Source organism: Methylobacterium sp. 17Sr1-1, assembly GCF_003173775.1.
GTDB lineage: Bacteria > Pseudomonadota > Alphaproteobacteria > Rhizobiales > Beijerinckiaceae > Methylobacterium.
Genome location: NZ_CP029552.1, coordinates 6,340,900 through 6,365,749, shown reverse-complemented (window position 1 = coordinate 6,365,749; position 24,850 = coordinate 6,340,900). Strand labels below are relative to the sequence as shown.

Below are 24,850 nucleotides of genomic sequence, written 5' to 3'. Positions count from 1 at the left end.
CGTTCCTTCACCGCCCGGTCCCGGGGTCCCTGCTCTCCTGGCGCCATCGCCGGGATGCGGCAGGGGTTGCGGGGACGGGTGCGATGGTGGTGCGCGGGATGGTGCTGGCCGGGGCGATCGCGGCCGGTCTCGGGGCGGGTCTCGGACCTCTGCCGGTCCTGGCGCAGGGAGCGCCCGGATCCTATGGCGGCGGCTTCATCGAGTACCTGATGACCGGGCAGGACCCGACCTACGCCGCCCGCCCGCTGCGCCCGGCGCCGGTCGCCCCGGACGGCACGATCCTTGCGGGCCGCGGCTACCGGCAGGCCGGCACCGCTGCCGGTCCTTACGGGGCGCCGCCGGCCTATGCCCGCACCGCGGGCTACGCCGCCGCCGGCACGTCGGGCGCCCAGATCGGCTACGAGCCGGTGGTGCCCCGGCGATACCCGCATTCCGGCGACCCGCTACCGGCACAGACCTACGCGCCGCAGGCCTATGCGCCGCCCGCAGCTCCCCAGGCCTACGCGCCCGACCCGTTCGAGGCGCCCCGCGGCCGACCGAGCCCGGCGGTGATGCCGGAGGCCCGGGAGGAGGGGATCGGCCGGGCGATGGATCCGCGCTTCCAGCGCCAGGAGGTCGCCTATGACGGAGGCCAGAGGCCCGGCACCATCGTGATCGATACGCCGTCGCGCTTCCTCTACCTGGTCCAGCCCGGCGGCCGAGCCCTGCGCTACGGCATCGGCGTCGGCCGGCCGGGCTTCACCTGGTCGGGCATGAAGACGGTCAGCGCCAAGCGCGAGTGGCCGGACTGGACCCCGCCGGCCGAGATGCTGCGCCGCCGCCCCGACCTGCCGCGCCACATGGCCGGCGGCCCCGCCAACCCGCTCGGCGCCCGCGCCCTCTATCTCGGCTCGTCGCTCTACCGCATCCACGGCACCAACGAGCCGCACACGATCGGCCAGTCGGTCTCCTCGGGCTGCATCCGGATGATGAACGAGGACGTGACCGACCTCTACGAGCGCGTGCCGGTCGGCGCCCGCGTGCAGGTGATCTGACGACCAAGTGTGATCTGACGACCAAGCGATCTGACGACCAAGCGATCTGACGACACGGGATCCGACATGACGAGGGCCCCGCCGCGTCGCCGCGGCGGGGCCCCCTCAGAACCGGTGCGACGGCTGATCAGACCCAGTCGTCGCTGCCGCCGTCGCCCATGTCGCCGTCGAAGGAGGCGTCCTGGAAGCCGGCATCGTCGCCGCCGAGGGGGGCACCGAAATCCTCGCTGCCGCCCTGGTTGCCGAAGTAGTTGTTCTCGACGACCGTGCCGCCCGCAGCGCCGGCGCCCCCTAAGCCCGCCATGCTGCCGAGCGACGAGTGGCCGCCCGCGAAGGCGTTGCTGAGCGCGCTGCCGAGCAGCATGCCGCCGGCCGCACCGGCCGCCATCGGCAGCGCCGTGGCAAGGAAGCCGCCGCCGCTGCGCTGCGGCGCCTGCTGACCGCCCCAGGGACCGCCCTGTTGCGGGCCGCCGTAGCCGGGTTGCTGCGGCGGATAGCCCTGCGGGCCGCCGTAGCCGGGCGGGGGCTGCTGGCCGTAGCCGCCCTGGTTGCCCCAGGCGCCGGCGCGCTGCGGCGGTTGCTGCGGCTCGGGCCGCGACCCGCCGCCGAAGATGCTGGAGAAGAAGCCGCCGCCGGAGCCCTGGCCAGCACCCTGGCCGCCGCGCTGGGCCTCGGCCCGGGCCTGCTCGAGCTGCTGGTTGAGGCTCTTGATCGCCTCCTCCTGCACGTAGACGAGCTGCGCCATGGCGTAGGGGGCGTAGGGCTGGGCGCGGATCTTGTCGGCGATGAAGCGCTCCGCGTCGGCATCGCGGGGCTGCTGCGCGGCCTGCTCCAGTCGCTGGAATATGCCGTTGATGACGTCGCGTTCTTCGCTGTTCATGGAGCCGTACTCCTTCGGTTGCCGGCGGACCGGCGCCCACGAGATGGGAGGGGGGCCGGCGTTTGTCACGGGGAGGCAACGCCCGAGCGGGGCATTTTCGCTCCCACAGAACATTACGTTTTCGACAGGTCGTCTCATCCCGGGATGACGCCCGGCCGGCGCGACGGGCGCCGTTCTGCGCCCGCGCGCCGGCTTTCTGGTCTCCGCATCCCCTGTTAAGGGGGGCGCGAAGACGCGGCACGTGCGGATGCCCGCGGGAGGAAGTCGGATGGATCGCAAGACGGTCGGTGGCGTGTCGGTGGCCTCGGTGCTGCACGATTTCGTGGTCGAGGAAGCCCTGCCGGGGACCGGGATCAGCCCGGAGACCTTCTGGAACGGCCTGTCGGCCATCGTGCGCGACTTAGGGCCCCGCAACCGCGCCCTGCTCGAGACCCGCGACGCGATCCAGGAGAAGATCGACGCCTGGCACCGCGAGCGGGTCGGCAAGCCGGTGGACGAGGCGGCCTACAAGGCGTTCCTCACCGAGATCGGCTACCTTCTGCCCGATCCCGGCCCGGTCCAGGTGCGCACCGACGACGTCGACGACGAGATCGCCACCATCGCCGGACCGCAGCTGGTCGTCCCGACCTCGAACGCCCGCTACGCGCTCAACGCCGCCAATGCCCGCTGGGGCTCGCTCTACGACGCGCTCTACGGCACCGACGCGGTGTCGGAGGAGGGCGGCGCGACCCGAGGCGGCGGCTACAACCGCACCCGCGGCGCCCGGGTGGTGGCGCGCGCCCGCGCCTTCCTCGACCGCACCCTGCCGCTCGCCGGCGGCCGCCACGCCGACGTGGTGACCTACGCGGTGGAGGGCGGGCAGCTCGTCGGCAACATGAACACCGGCGACACCATCCCGCTCGCCCGGCCCGAGGCCTTTGCCGGCTACCGCGGCAAGGCCACCTCGCCGACGGCCCTGCTGCTGCGCCACCACGGCCTGCACGTCGAGGTCGTGCTGGACCGCACCCACCGGATCGGCCGCTTCGACGCCTCGGGCGTCGCCGACATCGTGATCGAGTCGGCGGTCTCGACCATCATGGATCTCGAGGATTCGGTCGCGGCGGTCGATGCCGACGACAAGGTCGTGGTCTACCGCAACTGGCTCGGCCTGATGAACGGCAGCCTCTCGGCCCCGGTCGAGAAGGACGGCCGCCGCTTCGAGCGCAAGCTCAACCCCGACCGCACCTACACCGCCCCCGACGGCCAGGGCGAGGTCAGCGTGCCCGGCCGCTCGCTGATGCTGGTGCGCAATGTCGGCCACCACATGTTCACGGATGCGGTGCTCGACGAGAGCGGCGCCGAGGTGCCGGAGGGCATCCTTGATGCCGCCGTCACGGCGCTGATCGCGATCCACGACCTCAAGAGCACGTCCGGCATCCGCAACAGCCGCCGCGGCTCGGTCTACATCGTCAAGCCGAAGATGCACGGGCCGGACGAGGTCGCCTTCGCGGTCGAGCTGTTCGGGCGCGTCGAGGCGATGCTGGGTCTCAAGCCCAACACCCTCAAGATGGGCATCATGGACGAGGAGCGCCGCACCACGGTGAACCTCGCCGCCTGCATCAAGGCGGCGGAGGAGCGGGTGGTGTTCATCAATACCGGCTTCCTCGACCGCACCGGCGACGAGATCCACACCTCGATGGAGGCGGGCCCCGTCATCCGCAAGAACGACATGAAGGGCACGCCCTGGATCAAGGGCTACGAGGAGAACAACGTCGATGTCGGCCTCGCCTGCGGCCTGCTCGGCCGGGCGCAGATCGGCAAGGGCATGTGGGCGGCGCCCGACGCCATGGCCGACATGCTGATGCAGAAGGGCGCCCACCCGAAGGCCGGCGCCTCGACCGCCTGGGTGCCCTCGCCGACCGCCGCGACGCTGCACGCGCTGCACTACCACGAGACCGACGTGAAGGCCCGCCAGCAGGAGCTGGCGCGCCGGCCGCGCTCGGCCCTCGACGAGATCCTGCAGGTGCCGCTCGCCCGCTCGAACTTCGCCCCCGACGACGTGCAGCAGGAGATCGACAACAACGTCCAGAGCATCCTGGGCTACGTCGTGCGCTGGATCGACCAGGGCGTCGGCTGCTCGAAGGTGCCGGACATCCACGACGTGGCGCTGATGGAGGACCGCGCCACCCTGCGGATCTCGTCCCAGCACATCGCCAACTGGCTGCACCATCGCGTGGTGTCGGAGGCGCAGGTGATGGAGACGATGAAGCGGATGGCCCAGGTGGTCGACCGCCAAAATGCCGGCGACCCGCTCTACCGGCCGATGGCGCCGGGCTTCGACGGGCCGGCCTTCCAGGCAGCCTGCGACCTGGTGTTCAAGGGCCGCGTCCAGCCGAACGGCTACACCGAGTACGTGCTGCACGCCCGCCGCCGCGAGGCCAAGGCGGCCGGCGCGCCGGCCTGATCGGACGGGGGAGGGGCGTCCGGACAGCCGGGCGCCCCCGCTTCGTTCGAGAGAGCGGGCAAATGAGGTAGAGGGCTTGTCAGGCTTGCTCGACGGTCCTGGTACCCGCCAGGTCATTCCGGGGCCGCGAAGCGGAGCCCGGAATCCAGAGCCGCGGATCGTTCGGGACAAGGCGCAGATCGTTCCGCTTCCTTCCGAAACACCTGTGTTTCTGGATTCCGTGCTCCGCTGCACGGCACCGGAATGACGCAGAGCGTGATCAGTCTGTAGTGGCTGATCGAACAGGCTTCGACATCTAAAAATTCGCCCGCGCCTCGATGCTCGAATAGTACCCCGAGCCCTGGACCCGGTCCTGCACGTAGCCCGCCGCCAGCGACATCTGCACCGGCCCGAACTTCACGCCCGAGAGATGGGCGCCGATCCGGTACTGGCGGAAGAAGTCGTCGCCGAGGAACAGCGCCTCGGGGCCGATATAGACGCCGTCGGCGACCATGTAGCCGACGCGCAGGCGCGAATAATAGGCGTTGAACTTGGTCGAATACGAGCCGTAGGCCGACACCATGGTGCGGTCGGTCGGGTTGGCGTAGAAATTCGCGGCGACGCGCAGGCCGATTCCGGTGCCGACCACCGGGTTGCCGGGATCGGGGATCGAGAGCTGGTTGCTGCGCACGTTGAAGCCGATGAAGCCGGCGAGCGCCGCGTCGCGCCACACCCACTCGTAGCCGGCCATCGCCGATCCTTCCTGCTGGTAGCCCGTCACCCGCGAGGCGACGGCCTGGCCCGGATAGGAATAGGTGCCGGCGATGGCCTCGACCCGCACCCGCGGACCGCTCTGGGTCGGCGAGCCGGCGAGCGGCGCCGTCACGGTGATCGAGCCGAAGGCCGAGCTGTTCGAGGTGACGCTGGTCGAGCCGTCGACGGCGACCGCCCAGCTGTCGTCGACCGCTTGGGCTGGCGCGCCGGTGTACCAGTCGGCGTCGGTGCTCGGCGCCCTCAGGTCCGCCGCCCGCGCCGTACCCGCCGCTGCGAGCACGGCCAGGCTCACGCCGCCGACGAGGCCGAGTGTTCGTGACTGAATCGAGGCAATCAACGCCGCCTCCTGAACTGGTTACCAAAACTTTGTGCACTGATTTATGCAACGAGACGGTTAAAATTTATTGTCCTGCAACGGAGATTAAGTCGGCAATTTTTGCCTAGACGGTATCCGACGGTGGCGCGATCGCATACCGCTCTAGGTCTTTGAATTTGTCGCATGACTTCGGTGAACCGGACCCCGCTTCGTTGGGCGAGGCGCCGGTCAGGCGGCGCGGGCGGCCAGCACGGCGGCAAGATCCTCGCGCCGGAACGGCTTGTCGAGCTGGAGGAAGCGGCGGGCCGCCTGGGGCAGCTGGCCGTGCGGGCTCGCCAGGATGACGCGGATGCCCGGATGCCGCTCGACCACCGTGGCGGCGAGCTGGAGGCCGGTCATCACCGGCATCGCCTGGTCGGCGATCATCGCGTCGAAGGCGGCGTCGTGGGCCAGAAGCCCGAGGGCGTGCTCGCCGGAAGCGGCCTGGACCACTTGATGGCCGAGCTCGGCCAGGGCCTCGACGAGGCTGGCGCGCACGAGGCTGTCGCTCTCCACGAGCAGGATGCGCAACGCGGCCTGCGGCGCCGGACCGGCAATGGCCGCCTGGCGCGGGTCGGCGCGGCCGGCCGCGGTCTTCCGCGCCTCGGCCGGGTGCGTCTCGGCGGGCAACCACGCCTCGGCCAGGAAGGCCTCCTCGCCGCACCCGTCGCTGAGGACGCGCCAGCCCCCGCCGCCGGCGCGCAGGAGCCGCCCGACGGTCTCGAGCGCCTGGACCTGCGGCCGCGTGGCGGCGCCCGGGGGGCGGCGCCCGCTCGCGAACAGCACGCGCAGAGCCGGGCCCTCCGGCATGCCGGGCACCGGGGCCAGATCGGCCGCGTGCTCGGCCGCCCCGACCGCGAAGCCGTGCAGGCCGAGGTCGCGGATGTGGAAGGCGAGGTTGAGGAGCACCAGTTCGACCAGCCGCTCGCCGCAGGCCGCCTTGGGCAGGTCGTCGGGGATGCGGGTGACGAGCGGCGCGTCGCGCAGGACGTTGGCCTGCAGGAAGGGCAGGAACGCCGCCACGGTCGCGGCGAGGTCGCAGGAGGCGAGCTCCGCCGGGGGGCCGTCGCCGGCGAGGTCGCCGCCGCGCACCAGGCCGAGCAGGCGCCGGGTGAGCGCCGCCCCGCGCTGGGCGCCGGCGAGCGCCGCGTCGGTCAGGGCCGCCTGACGCGGATCGAGGCCGGTCTGGCGCCGCAGCACGCCGAGATTGACCAGCACCACCGTGAGCACGTCGTTGAAGTCGTGGACGATGCCGTCGGTGACCCGGCGCAGGACGACGTTGCGCCGCCGCTCGTTGGCGCCCGCCGGGGTGTCGGCGGGCTCGCCCTCGCGGATCGTCCGGCTGAGGGCGTGGACCCGGATCCGGCCGGCGGCGTCGCGGCCGCGCAGGAGCCGCACCAGCAGGCGGCGGCCGGATTCGGGTCCCGGCCCGCTCGTGCGCAGAACCACGTCGTGGGGGCCGTCCGCCCCGAGCGCGGCCTTCAGGGTGAGGTCGAGGAGGGGGCGGTCGGCGGGTTCGAACCGGGCGGCGAGGTCGGCCATCGTCGCGACGCGGTCGGCGCCCGCCAGGACGCCGGCGCCGTCGGGATCCGACCACACGACCTGCCGGGTCTCGGGGTCGATCTCCCAGCAGGTCCAGCCCGACATCGCCTCGAAGGTGTGCAGGCGGCCGCGCACCCGGTCGAGGCCGGTCCCGGCCCCGGCGAGCCGGGCGTCGAGGCTCTGGGCCCGGTCGCGGACGGTGCCGGCGATCGCCGCGATCTCCCGCACCCGCGACACCGGGGCCTCGCCGCCGGTCTCGTCGGCGGTGCCGGCCTCCTCGGCCAGTCGGCGCAGGCGCGCCGAGACCCGCCCGCCGAGGGCGTAGCCGAGGCCGCCGGCGGCGAGCACCAGGGCGAGGCCGAGGGCGATCAGGCGCGGGTCGGGCCCGGTGGGCCGGAGCGGGATCGCGGGCGCGGAGGCGGTGACGAGCCAGCCGGGGCTGGCGATGTCGCGGCTGCCGCGGGTGGGCGCGGCCTCGTGCGGCCGGGGATCGTCCGCAGCCGGCAGCGAGCCGACGAGCGCCCGCCCGTCCGCCCCCGCCACCGCGAAGCGGAGTGCCTCGCCCGCGCCGAGGGCCCGGCGGACCCGCTCGCCGATGCCCTCGAAATAGGCCGGGCTCGCGCGCAGCACGAGGCGGTCCGACCGGCCGGGCTGGCCGAGCGCCAGGGTCAGCGCGAAGGGCGCCTCCTCGGGGCCGGCCGCCACCGCGACCTGTGCGTTGCGGGCGACGACGCGATCGATCCGCGTCCCGCCGGGCCCGCCGGCGGCGCGCAAGGAGCCGTCGGGGCCGAGCAGAGCGGCGTCCCGGTAGCGCGGGTTGAGGGCGAGCCAGTCCTGCAACCGGCCCGCGCGCCAGGAATCGGCCAGGGCGGCATCGTCGAGGCGCAGGAGCAGGGCGGCGTTGCGGGCGTCGTTGATCGAGGCGCTCAGCTCCTCGTCAAGAGCGTCGGCATAGGCCCGGGCCGCCTGGACGAGGTTCCGGGCGAGCGCCGGCCGCTCCGGCGTCGGCGCGGCGCCGGAGAGGGCGCCGCCGAACCAGGCCAGCCCGAAGGCGGCCGCCGCCACCGTGGCGAGCTGGGCCGCGTTCAGCACCTTGAGCGAGATCCGGACCGAGTCCAGCATGAACGGGTTCCACGGCGCGCCCGCGGCCACCGGCCGGACGGACGGGACCCACGCGCCGTATCCTGGGCGGATCTGTGCTTAAGACGGAGTTAACGCCGCTCCGTCCGCTGTGTGGACAGCGGTCCCGTCGCAGGTTTCGTCGACCGGCTCCCCGGGCCGGGCGGCAACAGTTCAGCCGCTTGCGCTCGCGGAGGCGACGAGATGCCCGCCCGTCGTCTTCTGGACGGCGTGCAGCACGCCGAACAGATTGCTGGCGGTCGGATTGCCGGCCGGGCTCAGCATCCGCATCAGGCTCTTGGAGGAGGTGCCGGTTTCCTCGGCCAGGCGCTCGAAGCCGATCGTCGCGTTGATAGTGCAGCGCAGGACCGCCTTGCCGGTATCGAGATCTCCGGCGAGCAACTGGTCGACGGCTTCGGTGAGCAAGGCATCGCGGAAGGCAGGATCGCGCTCGGCGCGCGCCTTGATCGTGTCCTCGAAGCTGCGGGTCAGGGCCATCACACCTCCGTCCTCCGTCGTTTGTACTCTGTCCAGTGCGGTTGCTCGGTATCTTAACCGTGATCAATCAGGCCTCGGCCAGCCGCCCCGTCTCCGGCTCCACCCCGTCCGCCGCCCCCATCATGAACCACGCCAGCGCCGCGGTCTTGATCGAGTACGGCGAGTCGCTGATGACGAGGAGCAGGCAGAGATAGATCGCCATGGCGCAGCGCAGGCGCCAGCCGTCGGGGTTGCGGGCCGGCATCAGGACGAACAGGCCCCAGGCCACCAGCGCGCCCGCCACCCCGAGCTGGGTGAGGGTGTAGGCGTAGCCGGAATCCGACAGGAACATCTTGTCGGGCATGATCCCCCACACGCCCTCGGGCGGCAGGGAGGTGATGAGGAGCGCGGCCCAGAGCAGGCGGCCCGCCATGTCGTTCTGCCAGCTCGTCTGCACGCTCTCGAAGCCGTAGACCGCGAGGGCGAGCAGGATCGTGAAGGGCAGGGCGAACCACAGCAGGCGCGGCAGGCGGTATCCCACCAGCATCGCGCCGGCGATCGCCACGCAGACATAGGCGCCGAAGCGCGCATCGGCCAGGATGATGGTGACGGCGGCGCAGAGGAACAGCCAGGTCCGCCCGCGCATGGTGCGGCGGTAGAGCGCCCAAGCGAACAGGACGGCGCCGAAATTGCCGGCCGAGACCGGCTCGAGGAAGACCGACGAGACCCGGTGCGGCCCGAGGAAGGGCAGGATGGCGCGCGAATCCGGCCGGATGCCGCTGGTGAACAATGAGCCGGTCAGCTCGCTGATCTCCGCCGCCGACATGCTGCCGCGGGCGACGTAGTAGCGCACGATGTTGAAGTATTGCTGGTAGACGTCGAACAGGCCGTACTCGAACACCCCCATCACCACCACGATGACGCCGCTCGCCAGCACCGCCCGGTCGGCGTCGCGTAAGGAGGGGCTGCGGGTGCCGAGGCAGTAGAACACGACCGGGATCAGAAAGTCGCGGATGCCCTTGACGTCGGCGTTGCCGCGCAGGGTGACGAGCAGGAGCCCGTAGGTCACGAGCCCGGCGAGGACGAGCCACGGGCCCGGCCGCTCGTCGAGGGCGAAACCGAGGGTGACCGCGATGATCGCCACCTCGGCGCCCATGACGGTGCCGCCGGTGACCGGGACGCCGGCGGTGTTGAGGAAGCAGAGGGCGGCGTTGAAGACCAGCGCGCCGACCAGCACCACGGAGGCGACCCGGCCCTGGAAGGGCGCGCGCCAATCGGCGGCGGGCGAGGCCGCCGGATGCAGGCCGGCCGTCATGCCGCTCGTCATGCCGCCCGCACCTGCCCGGTCACTTGCCCGGTCATTTGCCCGGTCACCTGCCCAGCCACCTGCCGTGCCGGCGCCCGCCTGCGCGGGGCCAGGGCCCGCCACGGCTCGACCGTGACGAGGCCGAGCAGGCCCGTCGCCCGGAAGCGGCCGGCGCCGTCCAGGGTCTCGAGCAGGCGCTCCAAGCGGCCGCGGGTCATCCGGCCGGGGGCGACGACGAGCAGGATCGCGTCGGAGGTCTCGGGAATCGAGAGCCAGCCGTCGCCGCGGGCGAGGTCCCGCTCCGCCACGATGATCTCGGGCCGGGCCAGGCGCTCCACCCCGCGGCCGGGGTCGATGACGGCGAGCCGGCCGCGCAGGGGCGCGTCGGTGTGCGGGCCGTCGCCGAAGCCGAGGCGGGCATGGGCCTGCTCGGGCACCATCAGGGCCGGCTCGCCGAGGCGGATCAGCAGGTCGGTGAGGATCTCCGCCGCGTGCAGGCGCTCAGGCCCGAGCCCGTCCGCGGCCACGGTGACGATCACCGGCTGGCCGCGGCCGGCGAAGCGGTTGCGCAGCTCGCGCGCCGCGGTGACGAGCGCCTCCTCGGCGCTGGCGCCGCCGCGGCCCCGCCGCTGCAGGCGCGCCCAAACCGGCGCCGCCGCGCCGAAACCCGAGACCGTCGTGATGTTGCCGCGCCAGAGGTCGTAGAGGAAGGCGAGGATCAGCCCGAGCACGGCGCCGAACAGGCCTGCGGCCACCACCACGACCGGCGCCGGGGTGTCGGAGGGCTTCAGCGGCGGGGTGGCGCGCGACACGATCTGCGAGTTGCTCGGGTTGATCGATTGCTGCTGCTCGAGGTCCTTCGTCCGGTCGAGGACGAGGTTGTAGGTGCGTCGGATCGCCTCCGCCTCGCTCTCGAGCTGGCGCAGGCGGATGCCCTCCTGGTTGCTGCTGGTCTGGTTCTGGATCAGCCGCTCGGCGCGGGCCCGCAACTGGCGCAGGGATTCCTCGGCCCGGCGCAGGTCCTCCTCGATGGTGCGGCGGATCCGGTCGGCCTCCAGGGCGATCAGCCGCGCGGTCGCGGCGCGCTGGGCGGCCAGCGCGATCATCTGCGGGTGGTTCGGCCCGAGGCTGCGCGACAGGGTCGCGGTCTCCTGGAGGGTCTGGGCGTATTGGGTGCGCAGCGAGACCATGACCGGCGACGTGTCGGTCTCCGGCACCGCCTGGACCTGACCGTCGGACGCCCGCAACTGGCGCACCTGCTCGCGCCGGGACGAGAGCCGGGCGACGTTGGTCTCCGCGACGGTGATCTGGGCGTAGAGCTCCTTGAGCTGCTGCGACACCAGGAGGCCGGCCTCCCCGGAGCCGATCAGGCCCTTCTCGGCCCGGTAGCGCTCCACCGCCACGTCGGCCCGGTTGAGCTGGGCGCGCAGGTCGGCGGCCTGGGTCAGCAGCGTCTCGTTGGCCCGGCGCACCACCGAGACCCGGTCCCGGGCGCCGACCTCGAAGAACTGCGCCGCGACGGTGTTGGCGATCTCGGCCGCGCGCCGCGCATCCGGGTAGGCGACGGTGAGCTGGAAGTTGAACGAGGTCTCGACCCGGCGCACCACGATGCGCTTCCGCAAAGCTTCGAGCGCCACCACGGCCGGATCGGCGCCGGGCGGGGCGCCGCGGATCAGCACCGGGTCCTCCGCCAGCCCAAGCTGCGCGATCACCGGGTCGAGGAGCTTGCCCGAGAGCAGGACCAGCCCCTGGCTCTCGAGATTCGCGAAATCGAGCTGGGCCGGCGCGTCCGGGCGAGACAGGCCGCGCCCGACGATCTGGAGCGCCTGCGGGTCGATCAACAGCTCGACCGTGGCACGGTAGGTCGGCACCTGCCGGAGCGCGTAGAGCCCGCCCAAGGACGCCATCACGCCGGCGCTCGCGACGATCCACATCGCGCGACGGCGGGCCGATCCCCACAGATCCACCAGCGTGCCGCCGGTCCTGCGAGGGGTGAGCGCGGCGGACTCTGCCGTCGACATCTGATGTCCCTGCCTCATGCGACTTGCCTGTCCGGCACTGCGGAAATCAACTCCGCTCATCCGTCACGCGGGCCGATCGCGGGCTCCCTCGAAAAGTCGTCTCCCGACGGGGCCCGCTCGTCGACCATCCCTGAACCGGCAGGGCACAGTGAGGAACTTAGTCGCGGTTCGGTTACCGATCCGCCAGCCGATTCCGCCGCCGGGCCATCCCAAACTGAGACAGGGATCTCTCCTAGCGCGGGGCCAGGGCGGCCACCGCCGCAGGGGCGGCGGGCGCGGCGAGGCCGGCATCGACGCGCTTGAACCAGGCGAGCGACGGGCGCTCGACGACGCGGTGGGTGAGGGCGGCCAGCGGCACCGTCAGCGCCACCAGGGCGGCCGCGGCCGCGAGGTTGGCGGGGCCGGAGCCGAGATCGACGAGGTGCTCGTGCCCGAGGACCGCCGTGAGGGCGAGGCCGGTGCGCGCCTCGACCGCGTGGACCGCCGTCACGAAGACCTGGATCACCGGCAGGTGCAGGAGGTAGAGCGAGAACGACCACTGGCCGAGGCGCTGGGGGGCCCGCGCGCGGGTGAGGTCCGATACGGCGCCGCCCTGGTGCGAGAACAGCGCGATCGCCGCGGCGAAGACGAGGCTCGCGCCGTAGCCGAGGGGGCCGGGGCTCGAGAGCAGCACCAGGGCCGGCAGGGCGAGGAGGGCCAGGAGCTCGGCCGGGGTCGCGAGGCGGCGCGGCAGGCGCAGCGCGTCGCGCAGGGTGTAGGCGAGGCAGCCGAGAAAAAGGTCGAACAGGCAGCGCACGATGCCGAAATTCTGGATCACGAACAGCGTGCGCGGGCTCACCCACCACAGGGCGAGCGCGCTCGCACCTGCGAACCCAGCGAAGACGAGGCGGCGCCAAGGGCCCGCCGCCATCACGGTCGCGGCCAGGACGAGCGAGGCCCAGAACTCGACCGCGATGCTCCAGGACGGGAAGTTCCAGCTATACTCGCCGAAGGTGCGGAAGTTCTGCAGGAACAGGAGGTGGGTGACGATCTCCACCGGTCGGTGCTCGGGCCCGAAGGGCGGCGTCGCGCCCGGCGTGCCGGCATGGTGCGAGAGGGAGAGGAAACGCACTCCTTCGATCAGGACCAGGAGCCCGAGCGTCGCGGCGTGCAGCGGCCAGAGCCGGCCGACCCGCATCAGCCCGAAGCGAAGAACCTGCCGGCCCGTCGCCAGGCGGTCGCCGTAGGCGTGCAGCAGCACGAAGCCCGACAGCACGAAGAAGACGTCGACGCAGAGTTGCAGGTTCGGGAACCAGGCCTGCTGCTGCCACGGATGCGCGAGCGGCATGTGGAAGAACGCGACCGTGAGCGCGCAGACGCCCCGCCCCGCATCCAGCGCCTCGAACCGGTCAGACCCCTCGCGCCCGCGCATCACCTGCCATCCGTGCCGTTCTCGAACGAACCTGTCCGGTCCGGGGATGCCGGGCCGAGGCTCGCGCCTCGACGCGCAGGATCGATGCCGGATCCGCCTGTTGCGAGTGCTAACAAGATGGTCACCATAGTACTCGGCGCTTCGCCGGCATCGCGGATAGCGTTTGATTTCCGATTTGTATCTCTCTAACGCTGGACCAGCGCAGAGTGAGGTCGAGCAATGGCGTCTGCTCAGGACATCCGGACGATTCTGGCCCAGCATGGCGGGCTCGCCCGTACCATCGACCGCCTTTCGGACGATGATTGCTTGTTCGACAACGGCCTCGACTCGTTCGGCGCGGTCCAGGTGATGATGGACCTGGAAGAACACTTCGGGGTCGAGTTCCCGGAGCATCTGCTCAGCCGCGAGTCCTTCTCGACTGTGGGCAGTATTCAGGCTCTGGTGGCGGAACAGATGTTGCGTCGGGCGGCGTGAGCGGGTTTCCGCGGCTGAAATCCGGGAGATGCGGAATCTCGATCAGGAAAGGGGCGCCTTGTCGAGGCGCAGTCCGTCACGCGAATTTGCCCTTGCTCGCTGTTCTTCACGACCCGGTACGGGTGGCTTGCTGGCCGAACCACGCCTGACAATCTCCGCCCTTTCCCGGATCTCCTTCCACTCCGCTTCAGTCGTCCGGGACAGGGAGGGGCGGCGATAGGTGAGCACGAGGGGCCGGAGCCCCCGGCGCTCCCACCCGCCGGAGGCCCCCGCTCAGTTGAACTTGCCGCTCGCCGCCGCGCCGTCCGGCCCGGTGATCTGCACCACGCCCTTCGGGGTCGCGCCGAGCGCCACCTCGGCCTCGCCGGTGAGCCGCGCCGCGGCGGGCGTCAGGACCACGCGGGCGGGCTTGCCGCCCACGACCAGGATCGCCGTGCCCTTGAAGCCGGCCGGGGACACCGCCTTCTCCTTGGCATCGTAGATCGTGACCTCGACCGTCCGGTCCTTCGTCACCAGTTCGATGTGGTAGGGCCCGGCATCGGCGATCCGCCCGCCATTGTGCCCGGTCCCGTCATGGGCGCAGGCGTGGCGTGCGCAGAGCGGCAGGGCGAGGGCCAGGGCGCCGGCGGCGAGGATCTTTCGAATCGGCATCGTGTCTCTCTCGGTGAGGGAAATCAGTAGAGGTCGGCCGGCGTGGCGCCCGTGGGCGCCGTCCTCGTCGCGGTCTCCCGCGCCGCCATCAGGCGCTCCAGGGGCTTGCGGCCGAAGCGCAAGAGCAGCACCGGGGTCAGCAGCGCGTCGAGGAGGGTGGCGCTGACGAGCCCGCCGAAGATCGTCACCGCGACCGGGTGCAGGATCTCCTTGCCGGGGCTCGCCGCGTCGGTGAGGAGCGGCACCAGGGCGACGCCGGCGGAGAGCGCGGTCATCAGCACCGGGGTCAGCCGTTCCAGGCTCGCGCGCACCACGAGGTCGGGCCCGAACGGCACACCCTCGTGCAGCGCCAGGTTCAGGGTGTGGCTGACCTTGAGGATGCCGTTGCGGGCCGCGATGCCGGTGAGCGTGATGAAGCCGATCATCGAGGCGACCGAGAGCGGCTGACCGGCGAGCCACAGGGCCGCCACCGAGCCGACCAGCGCCAGCGGCACGCTGCCGAGGATGATCAGCGCCAGCGCGCCCGAGCGGTAGCGGCTGGTGAGCAGCGCGAAGATCAGCCCGAGGGAGACCAGTGACAGCGCCCCGATGGTCCGGGTCGCCTCTTCCTGCGCCTGGAACGTGCCCTCCAGGCTGGCGAAGACGCCCGGCGGCAGGGTCTCGGCCGCGACCGCCGCGCGGATCGCCGCGACGATTCCCGTCATGTCGGACCCGGCGGTGGTGTTCGCCATCACGACGAGGCGCCGGCGGCCGTTCTCGCGCAGGATCTGGTTCGGGCCGTCGGTCTCGCGGATGTCGGCGACCTGGCGCGCCGGCACCCAGCCCGACGGCGTCTCGATCAGGAGGTCCCCGAGCCCCGCGGTGGTGCGCTGCGCCTCGGGGAGGCGCAGGACCACCTCGAAGCGACGGTAGCCGTCGACCACCGTCGAGACGAGGCGGCCGTTGGAGAGCCGGCTGATCTGCTCGACGATCGCCGCCGGCTGCACCCCGTAGAGCGCCGCCCGTCCGTAATCGACCCGGATCTCGAGCTGCGGGATCCGCACCTGCTTCTCGACCTGGAGGTCGGCGAGGCCGGGAATCGCCCGCATCCGCTCCTGCAGGCTCGCCGCCACGCGGCGCAACGAATCCAGGTCCTCGCCGAAGATCTTTAGAGCGATCTCGGCCCGGACGCCGGACAGCATGTGGTCGAGCCGGTGCGAGATCGGCTGGCCGACATTGACCGAGACCGGCAGCACCGCGAGCCGGTTGCGGATCTCGGCCACGAGCTCTGCCTTCGGCCGGCCGCCGCCTTTGAGCGCCACCTCCAGATCGGAGGAATGCACGCCCTCCGCGTGCTCGTCGAGCTCCGCCCGGCCGGTGCGCCGGCCGACCGCCGCGACCTCCGGGATCTCCATCAGGAGGCGCTCCGCGATCGCGCCGACCCGGCTGCTCTCGGGCAGCGAGATGCCGGGGGTGAAGGCCATGGTGACGGTGAAGGAGCCCTCGTTGAACGGCGGCAGGAAGGCCCGCGGCAGCTGCGAGGCGGCCAGGCCCGCGCCGACCACCAGCGCCGCCACCGCGCCGACGAGGATCCGCTGGCGGCGGAACACGATCCTCAAGGCGGCGGCGTTGGCGCGCTTGAGCGCGCGGATGAAGCGGCTCTCGTGCTCCTCCAGGCTCTTCATTCCGGGCAGGAGCCAGGAGGCGAGGACCGGCGTCAGCGTGATCGAGACGACGAGGCTCGCCAGGATCGACACGATGTAGGCCTGGCCGAGCGGCGCGAAGAGCCGCCCCTCGATGCCGGACAACGCGAAGAGCGGCACGAAGACCAAGACGATGATCGCGGTCGCGTAGACGATGCCGGAGCGCACCTCGTTCGAGGCCGCGACCACGACGTCGAACACCGAGCGCGGATTGCCGGCGGCCCGGTTCTCGCGAAGCCGCCGAAAGATGTTCTCGACGTCGACCACCGCGTCGTCGACGAGCTCGCCGATCGCGATGGCGAGGCCCCCGAGGGTCATGGTGTTGATCGACAGCCCGAGGAGATGGAACACCAGCGCCGTCGTCAGGATCGAGACGGGGATGGCGGTCAGCGAGATCAGGGTGGTGCGGACGTTCAGCAGGAAGCAGAACAGCACGATCGCCACCACGGCGATCGCCTCGACCAGGACCCGCTCGACATTGGCGATCGAGGTCTCGATGAAGTCGGCCTGACGAAACAGGATCTTGTCGGCGGAGATGCCGGCGGGCAGCGAGGGCGCGATGTCCTTCAGTGCCGCCTCGATGGTGCGCGTCAACGCCACGGTGTCGACGTCGGGCTGCTTCTCGACCGAGACGATCACCGCCGGCCTGCCCTGGTAGCCGCCCTCGCCGCGCTTGGCCTTGGCCGCGAAGGAGACCTCGGCGACCTGGCGCAGGCGCACCGGGGCGTTCCCGGTGGCTCCCACCACAAGGTCGCGCAGATCCTCCAGGCTCATCGTGCGGGCGATGTTCCGGATCAGGTATTCGCGCGAGTACTGGTCGGTGAAGCCGCCGCCGGCATTGGTGCCGAATTGCTGGAGCGCCGCGTCGAGCTGGGCGTTGCTGACGCCGAGCGCCCGCATCGCCGCCGGGTTCGGGGCGACGCGGAACTGGCGCACCTCGCCGCCGATCGGGATCACCTGCGCCACGCCCGGCACGGTGAGCAGGCGCGGGCGGAGCACGAAATCGGCGGTCTCGCGCAGCTCCATCGGCGACAGGGTCTCGCCCGTCACCGCGATCAGGAGCACCTGGCCCATGATCGAGGAGACCGGGCCCATCTGCGAGGTCACCCCGCGGGGGAGCTGATCCTGGACCAGGGCCAGCCGCTCGGCGACCTGCTGGCGGTTGCGGTAGATGTCGGTGCCCCAGGCGAACTCGACGTAGATCACCGACAGGCCGACGCCCGAGACCGAGCGTAGCCGGGTCACCCCGGGCAGGCCGTTAAGCCGGGTCTCGATCGGGTAGGTCACCATCTGCTCGACCTCCGGGGGCGCGTAGCCCTCGGCCTCGGTCATGATGGTGACGGTGGGACGGTTGAGGTCGGGGAAGACGTCGACCGGCAGCCGCGTGAGGCTGAACGCGCCGTAGAGCACCAGCACGGCGGCCGCCGCCAGGACCAGCAGGCGGTTGCGCAGGGATTGCGTGACCAGGAAGGAGAACATCTCGGGTCTCTCCTTACCGGACCTGGTCCAGGAGCTCGGCGCCCTGGACCACCACGCGGGTGCCGGGGGCCACCCCGGCCTCGACCAGCACCCGCGCGCCGTCGAGGGGCGCGACCCGCACGGGCCGCGCCTCGTAGCGCTCGGCGGCGGTGTGGGCGTAGACCACGTCCTGGCCGTTGGCGGTGCGTACCACGCTCGCCCGCGGCAGGGCGAGACCGCTCTGCTCGGCGTCGGTGGCGGCGAGCACGGTGACGAACTGGCCGACCCGCAGGCCCTCCGACCCGCCCCGGATCGCGAACTGGACCGGGATCGCCTGGTTGCGGTCGGCGAGCCCCGCGCCCTGGTAGGCGAGGGGCAGGCTGCGCCCGTCGGCGAGCCGCGCGGTGGCGTCGGCGGCCGGCGTCAGGGCGTCGAAGCTCAGCGCCTCGACCCAGAGTTTTCCCGGATCGACGATCTGAAACACCATCTGGCCGGAATTGGCCATCTGGCCGGCGACCGCGGCGGCTTCCGCGATCACTCCGCCGACAGGGGCCGTCAGCACCTCGGGCTCCTGGCGGATGCGGTCGAGGGCGCCGCGGCGGTCCTTGAGGCCTTTCAGCTCGTCCTGCGCCTCGTCGAGCTGGACCTGCGAGACCGCGCCGCCGGGGGCGAGCTTGAGGTAGCGGTCGACCCGGCGCTGGACGATGGCGATCTGCTGGTCCAGTTCGCCCTGGCGCTGGCGCATGTCGGAGAGGTCGACCCGCTGCACCGGCGGGGTGACGAGGGCCAGGACCTCGCCCGGGCGGACCTTGGTGCCGAGGCGCGGGAAGCTGCCCGAGGGCGGCGGCGCCAGGCGCCCGCCGACCGAGGATTGCACCACGCCGCTGGCATTCGGGTCCGGGATGATCCGGCCGGGCAGGGAGACCGTGCGCCGGAACGCGCCCTCCGCCGCCATCTGCGTGCGCAGGGAGAGCAGGCGCTGGGTGGGCTTGGGCACGAACACCGCCCCGTCGGGGAGGCGCTGCGCGAGGTCGGTCGGGGGCGGGACGAAGGCGGCCCGGGCCTCCGGATGCTCCCCCGAAGTTTCTTGTTTCTCATGCGCGAAGGCGGTGGCGCCCAGCACCAGGGTCGCGGCCAGCACCAGCACGGCGAGGACAGGCGCGCGGCGCCCGGCCCGCATCAGCCCCATGGCGGCGAGGCCGAGCACGAAGCCACCCGCGGCGGCGAGGCCGGCACCGGGATCGCGGGCGGCGAGCCGGTCGGTCAGGCGCTCGGTGAGCGTGTGCAGCCAGCCTTCGCCCTCGTGCTCGTGCCGGGCTTCAGCCGTCTCGGCGGATTTCGGCAGCGCGACGGTCAGCGGCAGCACGTCCACGTCGGACCCCGCCGTCACCGTGACGACGAGGTCGAGGTGGTCCTCTTTCGGATCTCGCTTCGCGAGCCAGGGTGCGGGGAGGCGGTAGCTGCCGTCAGGGGCGGCCTCGGCCGTCGCGGGGCCGGCCGGCGTCTCGACCTCCAGCGTGGCGTCGGCGACCGGTTCGCCGGTGGCGAAGCGGTCGAGGTAGAGCACCAGGGCGTCGCCCCGGGGAATCGCCACCAGCTCGAAGGCGGCGGAGGCCGCCTCGCCGCGGGGCGCGATGGTCTTCGAGACCGGCGCGGCCGGCGCACCGTGGTCGTGGCCCTCGTGGGCCTGTGTCTGGGCAGACAGGAACGGCAGCGCCGCGAGGGCGAGCACCACGGCCGGCACGCGCAACGCGGACGGCAACCGGAACGGAAACATCGGAGGAGGAACCTTCGCGAGCGGACGTCGAGGAGCGCCACGGACGGCCTGCCCGTCAGGGCGGCGCGCCGGCGCGGGACGCGGGCGTCAGGCGAAGGGTCGTGGCGGTCTCGCGGGGGAATCCGGCGCGATGCCGGCGGGCAGCGCGTCCTCGGCCGTCGCGAGGCGGCGGGCCGGCCGGGGGCTGGGGAACGCCGCCGGGCTCTCGGGCAGCAGGCCGGGCACGCAGCAGGAAGCGCCCATCAGGCAGCACAGCCCGTTGCAGGGCCGGGCGGCGGGCGCCTCGTCGGGGTTGGCGGCGGTCAGACGCTGACCTTGGGAGGCGACGCGCGCCTCGGTGAGCGTCAGCGCCGTCGCGGCGGGCGCGTCCAGGGACGGGCCGTGATGGGCATGACCCTGATGCGCGTGACCCTGGTGGGCATGTCCCTGATGAGCTTGCGCCGACGACACCCCGACCAGCGGCGCGCCGAGGCACGCGGCGATCATCACGATCACCACGGCGAGCAGGCGCACGAGGGGGCGGGGCGGGGTCATGGCGCCAGGATAGCAGATTCCAGGTCGGAAGGAAGCGCGGGCGGGGGCCTCAGCCGGGACCGGGCGTCTTGTCCGGGTAGCGGCAGAGGTCGGCGATCGGGCAGCGCCAGCATTCGGGCTTGCGCGCCTTGCAGACGTAGCGCCCGTGCAGGATCAGCCAGTGATGGGCGTTGAGGCGGTAGGGCTCCGGCACGATCGCCTCCAGCCCGGCCTGGACCTTGTCGGTGGTGGAGCCGGGGGCCAGTGGCACCCGGTTCGAGACCCGGAAGATGTGGGTGTCGACCGCGATGGTCGGCTCGCCGAACGCGACGTTGAGCACCACGCTCGCGGTCTTCTTGCCGACGCCGGGCAGGACCTCCAGGTGCTCGCGGGCGCGGGGCACTTCGCCGCCATGCTCCTCGATCAGGATGCGCGAGAGCGCGATGACGTTCTTGGCCTTGGTGTTGAACAGACCGATGGTGCGGATGTGATGCCGCACCGTCTCCTCGCCGAGCGCCAGCATCGCCGCCGGATTGTCGGCGAGGGCGAAGAGCGGCGCGGTGGCGAGGTTGACGCTCTTGTCGGTGGCCTGGGCCGAGAGCACCACCGCGACGAGCAGCGTGTAGGGGTTGATGTACTCGAGGTCGGAGCGCGGCTCCGGGTTGGCGGCGCTCAGCCGCGCGAAGATCTCGGCGAGCGTCGCGGCGTCGACCGGCTCCGGCGTGGTCGCACCAGAGGTCCCGGCACGCGCGGTCATGGGCTTGACCAGCCCTGCTTTCGCAAGTCCCGCCTTCACAGGTGCGGTGATTTTGTCGGGGACGGGCGGCTTCCGGCGAGTCATGCGCGCCTTATATTGTGCGCATGGCAAGCGGCAAGGCACCGGACGACGCAGGCGCGCGGCACCCCTACGGGCGCGACCCGGACGCGATCGAGCGCCCGGTCTTCTCGGCGACCATCCGGCCGCATTGCTCGCTGTCGCGCCTCGGCTTCCGGGTCGTCATGGTGGCCTGCGGGGGCGTCGCGCTGGTGACGGGCATCGCCTTCCTCCAGATGGGGATGTGGCCGGTCACCGGCTTCTTCGGCCTCGACATCGCGGCCCTGTGGCTGGCGCTGACGCTGAACGCCCGCCGCGGCCGCTCCTTCGAGGAGGTGGTGATCAGCCAGATCGAGGTGCTGGTCGCCCGCGTTAGCCATCGCGGCGAGCGGGCGGAGTGGCGCTTCAACCCGCTCTGGACCCGGCTGCACAAGGTCGAGGACGAGGAATACGGGCTTCTGTCGCTCTCTTTCGTCTCGCGCGGCCAGCGCGTGCTCGTCGCCCGCGACGCCTCGCCGACGGAGCGGCAGGTGGTGGCCGACGGGCTGACGCGGGCCCTGGCGGAAGTCAAGAAGGGGTATTGACGGAGTCGTCTCAAGCGTCGGCGTGGTGAGATCCAGAACTAAAAAACGAGGCGGAGGCAAAACCCTCCCCCCTCTGCGGGGGAGGGTGGCGAGCGGAGCGAGCCGGGAGAGGGGCAGCGCGACGCCTAAGGACATGGCGCCCTTCAGAATGGTCGTGACCTCTCCGGAAGCGGCGTCCCCTCTCCCGCCCTGCTTTGCAGGGCACCCTCCCCCGCAGAGGGGGGAGGGTTGGGTCGCGCCTATCCGGCAGGGATACGATCCGCCCGGGTCTATGCGATCAGCGGTCATGACTGGTCTGCGAAACCTCCCCCGCTTCGCTCCAGTCGTCCGGGAAGGGGGAGGGGGTGGTCGCGGCGACGCTCCGTCGGGAGCCGCCGGCCCGCTTCCTTGCCGGCTTCCGCAACCACTCCGCCAGCTTCGTGTGCCGCGGCCTCGCCCCACCCCGCACCGCGATCGCGACCGCCCGCGTCTGCGCCACCAGCACCACCAGCCGCTTGCCCCGGGTCACGCCCGTATAGAGCAGGTTGCGGGCGAGCATCGTGTAGTGCTGGAGCGCCACCGGGATCACCACGGCCGGATATTCCGACCCTTGCGACTTGTGGATCGTGATCGCGTAGGCCGGGCTCAAGGCGTCGAGTTCCTCGAACGGCCACGTCACCTCGCGACCCTCGAACCCCGCCGTGAGCAGGCCTTCCTCGGGATCGACCCGCAGCACCACCCCGAGATCGCCGTTGAAGACTTCGCGGTCGTAATCGTTCTGGCCCACCATCACCCGGTCGCCGGGGGCGAAGACCCAGCCGAACCGCTCGACCGAGACGGCCGGGTTCGGGTTCAGCACCCGCTGGAGCGCCTGGTTGAGGTGGCGGCTCCCCAGGGCCCCGCGGGTCATCGGGCAGAGCACCTGCACGTCCCGGACCGGATCGAGGCCGAAGCGGCGCGGGATGCGGCGGGTGACGATCTCGACCAGCTTGTCCGCCCCGATCTCGGGATCGTCGATCCGCACCACGAAGAAGTCGCCGTCGGGGGTGTCGGCGCCCTCCGGCATCTGCCCGGCATTGATCCGGTGGGCGCCCGTGACGATCCGGCTCTCGGCCGCCTGGCGAAACACCTCCGTGAGGCGGGCCACCGCGACGCGGCCGGAGGCGATCACGTCGGCCAGCACCCGGCCCGGACCGACGGAGGGCAACTGGTCGACATCGCCGACGAGCCAGAGGGCGGCGTGGCGCGGCAGGGCCCGGGTGAGGGCGTTCATCAGCGGCACGTCGATCATCGAGGCCTCGTCCAGCACCAGGAGGTCGCAAGCCAGCGGGCTGTGCTCGTTCCTCTGGAAGCCGCCGTGGCGCGGGTCGATCTCGAGCAGGCGGTGGATGGTCCTCGCCTCGCGCCCGGTCTGCTCGCTCATCCGCTTGGCGGCCCGGCCGGTGGGGGCGGCGAGCAGCACCCCGGCCCCCGCCTCGTCGAGCATCCGCAGGAGCGCGTCGAGGGTGCTGGTCTTGCCGACGCCGGGACCGCCGGTCATCACCGCGACCTTGGCGTTCATCAGCGTCGCGGCGGCTACCCGCTGCGAGGGCGAGAGCGGCCGGCCGGTCGCGGCCTCGACCCGCGCCAGCGCCGCCGGCGCGTCGATCTCGTCCCAGGGCAGGGGCGCATCGTCGAGGGCGACCAGCCGCTCGGCGATCGCCTGTTCCGCCGCGTGCAGGCCGCGCAGGAACAGGTGGGGCACGTCGGCGATCGTGTCCATCACCACCGACTCGCCGCCGATCTCCTCGACGAGGGCGGTGCGCAGCAGGCTCGCATCGACCGCGAGCAGATCGGCCGCGCGGGTGATCAGGTCCGGCACCGGCAGGGCGCAATGGCCGTCGTCCATCGCCGCCTGGAGCGCGTAGGCGAGGCCCGCGCGCAGGCGCTCGGGCGCGGTCGGCGGCAGGCCGAGCTTGGCGGCGATGGAATCCGCGGTGCGGAAGCCGATGCCGCGCACGTCGCGGGCCAGGCGATAGGGATCCTCGGTCATCACCTGGACCGAGTCGGTGCCGTAGGTCTTGTAGATGCGGACCGCCCGGGCGGTGCCGACGCCGTGGGCGTGCAGGAAGACCATGATCTCCCGCACCACCTTGTGCTCGGCCCAGGCCGCCGTGATCCGGGCGGCACGGGTCGGGCCGATCCCCGACACCTCGGTCAGGCGCTCAGGGTTCGCCTCGATCACCGCGAAGGTGTCGGCCCCGAAGGCCGCGACGATGCGCTTGGCCATCTCCGGGCCGATGCCGCGCATCTGGCCCGACGCGAGATAGCGGCCGATGCCCTCGACGCCCGTGGGCGGCGTCGCCGCCAGGGTGTCGGCGCGGAATTGCAGCCCGTGCTCGCGGTCGCTGACCCAGGCGCCGGTCGCGGTCACCCACTCGCCCGCCGCCACCGCCGGGGCGTGGCCGATCACCGCCACGAGGTCGCGCCGGCCCCGCGCCTTGACCTTCAGGACGCAGAACCCGCTCTCGGCGTTGTGGAAGGTGACGCGCTCGATCGACCCGGCGAGGGCGTCGGGGGAGCGGGAGCGCGGGGGAGCGGCGAAAGCGGCCATCGGCACGCCTTCAGATCGGATGGGGCCGAGGGACCCGCAAGGCCCGGACCCGCAAGGGCCGGACCCGCAAGGGCCGGCCCGCTACCCCTCCCGCGCGAAGATCAGGTTCAGCCGGGTCTTGGCGATGCGGCGATAGCCGTGGCGGGTCAGGAGGGCGGCGAGGTCGGTCTGCCACAGGTCGGTGCCGTCCTCGACGACGAGGAGGCGCGGAAGCAGGGACGGGGGCGCCTGGCGCAGGAACGGCTCGAGGATCAGATCCTCGGCGCCCTCGACGTCGAGCTTGATCGCGTCGATCCGCGTCAGGCCCTCGCCGCGCACGAGATCGAGGAGCGAGACCGCCGGCACCCGGATCGCCGCGCCCTCGCTGGTGCCCACCACCTTCAGGCTCGATTCGCCGCGGTTGCGGGGATCGACGAACAGGGTCATCTCGCCGGCCTTGTCGGCCACGGCGCAGGCCACCGCCTTGATGCTCCCGAACGGGTTCTGGGCGATGTTGAAGGTGAGCTTGTCGAAGATGTCCGGCTGCGGCTCCACCGCCAGGATCCGCGCCCCGGGGCCGGCGGCGGCCGCCACGAACAGCGCGTAGGCGCCGACATTCGCCCCGATATCGAGGAAGACCCAGTCCGGCCCGGTCCGCTCGGCCAGCTTCTCGGCCAGGATCCTTCTCTCCAGCGGATCGAAGAATTGCGGCGTGAAGAGCACCTTCTTCTCGCAGTTGTTGTTGTAGGGATGCAGCCGCATGCGGGCGCCGTAGCGCTCGACGTCGAGGGGCCGGCCGCGCAGCAGGCGGATGGCGCAGCGGCGCAGGAGCAGGGCGAGGCGCCGGGCGCGCCAGCTCTCGTCGGGCAGGCGCTCGGTGCGCGAGACGATCCAGCGCACGAGCCCGGCGGGCGCGTAGGTGCCGAAGGGATGGGTGGTCTGTGTCATCGGGCCGGTTCGACGCCGCGGCACGCCGCGGCCGCCCCGCGCGGCGGCGGGGCGGGT

General features: G+C 72.1%; 18 protein-coding genes. 4 read left to right on the top strand and 14 right to left on the bottom strand.

The genetic code is table 11. The annotated features are described in order from the left end of the window. Positions 1-83 precede the first annotated feature (83 nt). Complete coding sequence (locus DK412_RS29070) at positions 84-1,034, top strand: L,D-transpeptidase (RefSeq protein ID WP_245447343.1); 951 nt, start codon at positions 84-86, stop codon at positions 1,032-1,034. A 127-nt stretch (positions 1,035-1,161) separates the two neighbouring features. Here DK412_RS29070 and DK412_RS29065 read toward each other — a convergent pair whose 3' ends face one another. Then, on the bottom strand, positions 1,162-1,914 hold the full coding sequence (locus DK412_RS29065) for a DUF2076 domain-containing protein (protein WP_109974825.1): 753 nt from the start codon (positions 1,912-1,914) through the stop codon (positions 1,162-1,164). Between the two features lie 268 nt (positions 1,915-2,182). On the opposite strand from DK412_RS29065, the gene DK412_RS29060 reads away from it, so the two are divergent. Then, positions 2,183-4,357 (top strand): malate synthase G, encoded by a 2,175-nt coding sequence (locus tag DK412_RS29060; protein WP_109974824.1) that lies wholly within the window; start codon positions 2,183-2,185, stop codon positions 4,355-4,357. Positions 4,358-4,652: 295 nt separating this feature from the next. Here DK412_RS29060 and bcsS read toward each other — a convergent pair whose 3' ends face one another. The 6 genes from bcsS to DK412_RS29030 all read right to left on the bottom strand — a co-directional run bounded on the left by bcsS (position 4,653) and on the right by DK412_RS29030 (position 13,341). Continuing rightward, on the bottom strand, positions 4,653-5,390 hold the full coding sequence (bcsS, locus tag DK412_RS29055) for a cellulose biosynthesis protein BcsS (RefSeq protein ID WP_245571998.1): 738 nt from the start codon (positions 5,388-5,390) through the stop codon (positions 4,653-4,655). A 264-nt stretch (positions 5,391-5,654) separates the two neighbouring features. Then, positions 5,655-8,129, bottom strand: a complete 2,475-nt coding sequence (locus tag DK412_RS29050; RefSeq protein ID WP_109975561.1) for a response regulator — start codon at positions 8,127-8,129, stop codon at positions 5,655-5,657. A gap of 171 nt (positions 8,130-8,300) precedes the next feature. Continuing rightward, positions 8,301-8,624: a transcriptional regulator gene (locus DK412_RS29045; protein ID WP_109974822.1), complete on the bottom strand. Its 324-nt coding sequence runs from the start codon at positions 8,622-8,624 to the stop codon at positions 8,301-8,303. A gap of 67 nt (positions 8,625-8,691) precedes the next feature. Further along, on the bottom strand, positions 8,692-9,930 hold the full coding sequence (locus DK412_RS29040) for a UDP-phosphate alpha N-acetylglucosaminyltransferase (protein WP_162596345.1): 1,239 nt from the start codon (positions 9,928-9,930) through the stop codon (positions 8,692-8,694). Further along, positions 9,927-11,930, bottom strand: a complete 2,004-nt coding sequence (locus DK412_RS29035; RefSeq protein ID WP_162596344.1) for a GumC family protein — start codon at positions 11,928-11,930, stop codon at positions 9,927-9,929. The genes DK412_RS29040 and DK412_RS29035 overlap by 4 nt, the downstream gene beginning before the upstream one ends. A 232-nt stretch (positions 11,931-12,162) precedes the next feature. Continuing rightward, positions 12,163-13,341 (bottom strand): acyltransferase, encoded by a 1,179-nt coding sequence (locus tag DK412_RS29030; protein ID WP_162596343.1) that lies wholly within the window; start codon positions 13,339-13,341, stop codon positions 12,163-12,165. A 219-nt stretch (positions 13,342-13,560) separates the two neighbouring features. On the opposite strand from DK412_RS29030, the gene DK412_RS29025 reads away from it, so the two are divergent. Then, positions 13,561-13,815 (top strand): acyl carrier protein, encoded by a 255-nt coding sequence (locus DK412_RS29025; RefSeq protein ID WP_109975560.1) that lies wholly within the window; start codon positions 13,561-13,563, stop codon positions 13,813-13,815. A 273-nt stretch (positions 13,816-14,088) separates the two neighbouring features. Here DK412_RS29025 and DK412_RS29020 read toward each other — a convergent pair whose 3' ends face one another. From DK412_RS29020 to nth, 5 genes are all read right to left on the bottom strand, one after another. Further along, a complete protein-coding gene (locus DK412_RS29020; protein WP_204165466.1) occupies positions 14,089-14,466 on the bottom strand; it encodes a hypothetical protein in 378 nt (125 codons plus the stop codon). 23 nt (positions 14,467-14,489) lie between these two features. Beyond that, positions 14,490-17,627 (bottom strand): efflux RND transporter permease subunit, encoded by a 3,138-nt coding sequence (locus DK412_RS29015; protein WP_109974818.1) that lies wholly within the window; start codon positions 17,625-17,627, stop codon positions 14,490-14,492. Positions 17,628-17,640: 13 nt separating this feature from the next. Further along, a complete protein-coding gene (locus DK412_RS29010; protein WP_109974817.1) occupies positions 17,641-19,383 on the bottom strand; it encodes an HlyD family efflux transporter periplasmic adaptor subunit in 1,743 nt (580 codons plus the stop codon). An 87-nt stretch (positions 19,384-19,470) separates the two neighbouring features. Further along, positions 19,471-19,917: a hypothetical protein gene (locus DK412_RS29005; protein WP_109974816.1), complete on the bottom strand. Its 447-nt coding sequence runs from the start codon at positions 19,915-19,917 to the stop codon at positions 19,471-19,473. A 49-nt stretch (positions 19,918-19,966) separates the two neighbouring features. Beyond that, positions 19,967-20,653: an endonuclease III gene (nth, locus tag DK412_RS29000; RefSeq protein ID WP_109974815.1), complete on the bottom strand. Its 687-nt coding sequence runs from the start codon at positions 20,651-20,653 to the stop codon at positions 19,967-19,969. A gap of 104 nt (positions 20,654-20,757) precedes the next feature. Between nth and DK412_RS28995 the strand changes: the two genes are divergently transcribed. Next, complete coding sequence (locus DK412_RS28995) at positions 20,758-21,294, top strand: DUF2244 domain-containing protein (RefSeq protein ID WP_109974814.1); 537 nt, start codon at positions 20,758-20,760, stop codon at positions 21,292-21,294. Between the two features lie 277 nt (positions 21,295-21,571). Here DK412_RS28995 and DK412_RS28990 read toward each other — a convergent pair whose 3' ends face one another. Together DK412_RS28990 and DK412_RS28985 are read right to left on the bottom strand one after the other, a co-directional pair. Beyond that, positions 21,572-23,866, bottom strand: a complete 2,295-nt coding sequence (locus DK412_RS28990; protein ID WP_109974813.1) for an ATP-dependent RecD-like DNA helicase — start codon at positions 23,864-23,866, stop codon at positions 21,572-21,574. An 81-nt stretch (positions 23,867-23,947) separates the two neighbouring features. Then, positions 23,948-24,793, bottom strand: a complete 846-nt coding sequence (locus DK412_RS28985) for an FkbM family methyltransferase (protein WP_109974812.1) — start codon at positions 24,791-24,793, stop codon at positions 23,948-23,950. Between the last annotated feature and the right edge of the window lie 57 nt (positions 24,794-24,850).